At 65.8% G+C, this 4,606-nt stretch carries 5 protein-coding genes; 3 read left to right on the forward strand and 2 right to left on the reverse strand.

Annotation, left to right across the window (positions count from 1 at the left end; genetic code table 11):
- Positions 1-363 (forward strand): hypothetical protein (locus Q8N40_RS08060; protein WP_371135640.1); only part of this gene is annotated, 363 nt, incomplete at its 5' end.
- A 15-nt stretch (positions 364-378) separates the two neighbouring features.
- Here Q8N40_RS08060 and Q8N40_RS08065 read toward each other — a convergent pair.
- A complete protein-coding gene (locus Q8N40_RS08065; RefSeq protein WP_371135641.1) occupies positions 379-1,692 on the reverse strand; it encodes a polysaccharide deacetylase family protein in 1,314 nt (437 codons plus the stop codon).
- A gap of 151 nt (positions 1,693-1,843) precedes the next feature.
- Positions 1,844-2,623, reverse strand: coding sequence for a polysaccharide deacetylase family protein (locus tag Q8N40_RS08070; RefSeq protein ID WP_371135642.1), 780 nt, complete (start codon positions 2,621-2,623; stop codon positions 1,844-1,846).
- Between the two features lie 136 nt (positions 2,624-2,759).
- Here Q8N40_RS08070 and mgtE point away from each other — a divergent pair, with 136 nt between their 5' ends.
- The gene (gene mgtE, locus Q8N40_RS08075; RefSeq protein ID WP_305711446.1) at positions 2,760-4,181 is read left to right on the forward strand and encodes a magnesium transporter; all 1,422 of its coding nucleotides are present in this window, start codon (positions 2,760-2,762) and stop codon (positions 4,179-4,181) included.
- A gap of 137 nt (positions 4,182-4,318) precedes the next feature.
- Positions 4,319-4,606, forward strand: a 288-nt coding sequence (locus Q8N40_RS08080) for a DNA-binding transcriptional regulator (RefSeq protein WP_305711447.1), incomplete at its 3' end; no start/stop codon positions are given.

The following is a 4,606-nucleotide window of genomic DNA, read 5'->3' on the forward strand; positions in this document are numbered from 1 at the left end:
CTGGGCTACGTCTATCGGGTGGTCTCCAATTTCGCTTTTCTGGCGCTGGTCTATTACAGCCTGAATTTCATGGAGAAGTATCAGCATCGCGCCATCATCGCGATTCTGGTGCTGGTCTATGCCTCGATGCGCGGGGTCTCGGCGCTGCGGTCGTTCTACTTCTTCCAGAAGATCGAGCGGCTGGAGCTCGAGGCGCGCCGCCTCGCCGGTGTGGCCGGGGAGGCCGGAGCCGCCGCCTCGCGCAGGCACGTCGTCAGCGACGTGGCGGTACTGCGACGCGACGGCGAGATGAAGTCCTATATCGACCTGTTCTTTCTCGCCATGGTCGTGCTGATTTGCATCGCCAAGATCGTGACGAACTGAGCCGCCGAGGGCTCCTTACCTGACTTGAACCAGGCGCTTCAGCGCCCGCCGGCCGGGCTGCGCCGCATGCCCGGCGGCGCGGCCGGCTGCGTGAGGCACATCTGCCCGGTTGGCCCGGGATTTTCCGCCGCCCGCGCGCCGGGATGCGCTGGTTTCCCCGGGCACACGCTCTGCGCCGTGCTTCGCATGTGTCATGGCATCAGGCTTGGCATGAGTTCCGGCATGCCCGGTTGAAGCCGCTGGCTCGGCGCGACGCGAGGGGCGCGCGGTGACAGCCTGGGCCGCCAGCCGCGGTCGGCCGCCGAACTCGAAGACACTTTGTCCCGGCACCGGCAGGGCGTTGACGGCGCCCAGCAGCGGTACCGGCATTTGCTGGGGCCAGGGCGCCTGCCGCGGCTGCGGAACGGCGCCGGTGCGTTGCCTGGCGCGATCGGACGACGTCAGCCATTCGTCGTTCCAGTACGAATCCGACAGCCAGGGGCCGGGCAGCATCGTGCTCTCGGCAAAAAAGAAACTGGGAACTTGCGGCCAGTGTGAGGTCGCAACGTTCTCCGGCAGCGGGCGCGAGCGCCATTGCTGCGGTTCGGTCGGTGTCGCTGCCAGCTCGGTGGTCGCCGGCACCACGTGCACGATGCGATAGCCTCGCGCCTTCATCTCCTGCAGGATTTTCGGCAGGGCGGCTACCGTTCGCGCCTGGATGTCGTGCAGCAGCAGGATGCCCTTGCCCTTGGCCTCCAGCCGCTGCATCGCGAGTTCGTAGACACGCGAGGAGGAAACGGGTCGCCAGTCGTCGGCCGGGAAATCCGCGCTCCAGACCTGGGCGCCCTTCAACGCGGCATATTGCTCGATGCCCTCGGCGCGCGCGAGGCCGGGCACACGAAAGAACGGGGCCGGCGCGGTGCCGTCTCCCAGCGCCGCGGACACCGACGCAATGCCCTCGTCGATTTCCTGTTGAATGCGTTCGATCGGCAGCAGATGCATGCCGCCCGGATGATTCTGGGTGTGGGTCGCGACGGTGTGGCCGGCGTCGCGGACCTTGCGCACGCCTTCCGGATTGGCCTGGGCCTGACGGCCGACCAGGAAGAAGGTCGCCTTGACGCAATGGGAGGCCAGGATTTCCAGAATCCGGTTGCTGTATTTCGGCAACGGCCCGTCGTCGAAGGTCAGCACTACCTCGCCATCCGCGAGCGGCAGCGTTTCGGCATATTGCATGACGCCGATGCGGGGATGCTCGCGGGGGTCGACCACCAGGGTTCGCGAGGTGCCGAGCGCATCGGGACGGCCGGGGCAATCGGCGGCCGAGCCGGCCAGGGCAGCCGGTGCGGTCATGACGGCGAACAGTCCCAGGCCAACGGCAATGCGGTGCCGAACTCCAATCAATACATCAACAATCATGCACCGTGATTCCCAATAACGCGAAAAATTACCGCCGCGCCGTGAACGCGGGCTTAATTGCCCGACTTTCTCAGATGATTCCAGCCTAGGGGACGCGGGCGACACCGACGGCGCGCGGCGCCGGTACCAGATGGACCACACGATAGTGATTGTCCCTGAGCCAGCGCAGGAAGGCCGGCAGCATGGAAGCGGTCTGCGCCTTGGGATCGTGCAGCAGGATGATGCCCTTGCCGGCAGCCTTGAGCCGGTCGGTCAGCTTGTTCAATTGCGCCTGCGGGGACATGAGCTCCCAGTCGCTCGCCCACAGGTCGGCGCCGAACACCGCCATGCCGCGGGACTGCAGCCGATCGAGCAGGTGAGGCGTGCTCTCAAAGTAGGGAAACCGGAAGAACGGCGTACTCGGGGTCGTGGTTGCGACCCCGTGCAGCGCCATTTCATCCGCGGCAATGCCCTTGTCGATCTCGGCCTCGGCCTGAGCCGGCTTCAGGTATTTGAGGTTGTGATGCGCAAAGGTGTGATGGCCAATGGTGTGGCCTTCGGCGGCGATCCGCCGAACCAGCGCCGGATGTGCGGAGGCGGACCGGCCGATCAGGAAGAACGTCGCGCGCACGCATTCCTGTGCCAGCGCCGCCAGCACCCGTGACGTCGTCGCCGGCCACGGGCCGTCGTCGAAGGTCATCACGACCTCGCGATCCCCAAGCGGCAGGGTCTGCGGAAAGCTCTTCAGGCCGACCCGTGGCGTTGCGGTGGGATCGACGCTTAGAATGCGCGAAGTTCCGAGCGTGCCGGGCCGCGGACAATCTGCCGCCTGCGCCGCTGCGCTCCACGCGACCGAAGCGACAAGCGTGGTTCTCAGCAGCTTCATCACTTCCAAAGTCATTACTTCCAAAGTCATTGCAGTCCGGGCGGATTTGTCATTGCGCTAGGTGTTGCCGATTGGCTATTGCGTCAAGCGATAAGTCAGACGAGTTCATCAACCCTGTCAAACGGCGAGGCGCGCTATGGCCGAAGCTACGGACGTTGCCCAGGCCGCCGATGCGTCGTGGCTCGACCGTCATCCGATGCGCGACGAGAATGGCGGAATTCGTCAGGAGTTTGTCGCGGAAATAGCCCGCGCGGTTCAAGCCGCCGATGCCGCATTCTTGCGCACCATCGTCGCCGAGCTGCATGAAGCCGATCTCGGCGACCTGATCGAGGCGCTCGAACCGGATGACCGCGTCAGCCTCGTCGAGTTGACCGGCGCCGACTTCGATTTCTCGGCGCTGAACGAGGTCGACGACTCCGTCCGCGAGGAAATCCTCGAGGAACTCGAACCGGAGACGGTGGCGGAGGGCGTTCGCGAGCTGGAATCCGACGACGCCGTCGAATTGCTCGAAGGCCTCGACGAGAAGGACCAGGAAGAGATCCTCGAAAAACTGCCGCCCTCGGAGCGCGACGCGCTCGAGCGCAGCCTGGATTATCCGGAAAACTCCGCCGGCCGGCGGATGCAGACCGAGTTCATCGCGGTGCCGCCGGACTGGACCGTTGGGCAGGCGATCGACTACATGCGTGACACGCCCGATCTGCCCGACCGGTTCTACGAAATCTATTCGGTCGATGGCGCGCAGCACTGGCAGGGCGCGGTGTCGCTTGACGTCTTGCTGCGCTCGCGCCGCCCGGTGCTGCTGGCCGACCTGATCGACGAGGACCGCCGCCGCGTCTCGGTCATGGACGACCAGGAGGAAGTGGCGCGGCTGTTCGGCAAGTACAATCTGGTGGCGGCGCCGGTGGTCGACACCGAGAACCGGCTGGTCGGCGTCATCACCATCGACGACGTGGTTGACGTGATCGAGGAAGAGGCCGACGAGGACCTGAAGGCGCTGGGCGGCGTCACCTCGGGCGAAGAACTGTCCGACAATGTCTGGACCATCGCCAAGGGCCGCTTCAACTGGCTGCTGGTCAATCTCGCCACCGCCTTCCTGGCGTCGTCGGTGCTCGGCCTGTTCGAGGGCCAGCTCGAACAGATGGTGGCGCTGGCGGTGCTGGCGCCGATCGTCGCCAGCCAGGGCGGCAATGCCGCGACCCAGACCATGACGGTGGCGGTGCGCGCGCTGGCGACCCGCGAACTCGGCCCCCACAACGCCCATCGCGTGGTCATGCGCGAGGGCCTGGTCGGCCTCGTCAACGGCCTCGCCTTTGCGGTGATCACCGGCGTTGCCGCGGTGGCCTGGTTCAAGATGCCGGGGCTCGGCGTCGTGATCGGCCTCGCCATGCTGTGCAACCTGATTGCCGGGGCGCTCGGCGGCATTCTGATTCCGATGGTGCTGGAGCGGGTGCGGGCCGATCCGGCGGTGGCGTCGGGCACCTTCGTCACCACCATCACCGACGTGGTCGGCTTCTTCTCGTTTCTCGGTATCGCCACGCTCTGGTTCGGACTGAAGTAAGGCGTTTTCGAGCGAAATGGGTACCGGTTCGCGTGAAGAAAACGCGTCAAACAGATGATCAGCAGGTCTCTGCGGCCGCATTATCGTTAATCAAGGCTTAACGCGCATCGCCGACACTTCCGCGCCTGGAGTCGGACATGCAGCGCTTGCGGCTGAAAGCGGACGGACGGATCGTCGAATTGCGGGACGGGCAGGAGTTTCCGCTTGTACCGGCAACGCCTGCCGCGCCCGCGGAAGTGGCCGCGTCCCCGGCGGTACGCGACCTGCGACGGCGCGCGCGGCTGACGCAGCTTGAATTCGCCGCCCGGTTAGGGGTGCCGGTCGAGACCATCCGAAATTGGGAGCAGGGCAAACGGATGCCGCGCGGACCGGCGAGGGCGCTTCTCGCCGTCATCGCCCACGCGCCGGACACCGTGTTTGCCGCC

The organism is Bradyrhizobium sp., from assembly GCF_030693485.1.
Classification (GTDB): Bacteria; Pseudomonadota; Alphaproteobacteria; order Rhizobiales; family Xanthobacteraceae; genus Bradyrhizobium.

Excerpts from the sequence above, each read along its gene's own strand:
- Q8N40_RS08065 (WP_371135641.1), bottom strand. The coding sequence starts at position 1,692 with ATGACCGCACCGGCTGCCCTGGCCGGCTCGGCCGCCGATTGCCCCGGC.
- Q8N40_RS08070 (WP_371135642.1), bottom strand. The coding sequence starts at position 2,623 with ATGAAGCTGCTGAGAACCACGCTTGTCGCTTCGGTCGCGTGGAGCGCA.
- mgtE (WP_305711446.1), top strand. The coding sequence starts at position 2,760 with ATGGCCGAAGCTACGGACGTTGCCCAGGCCGCCGATGCGTCGTGGCTC.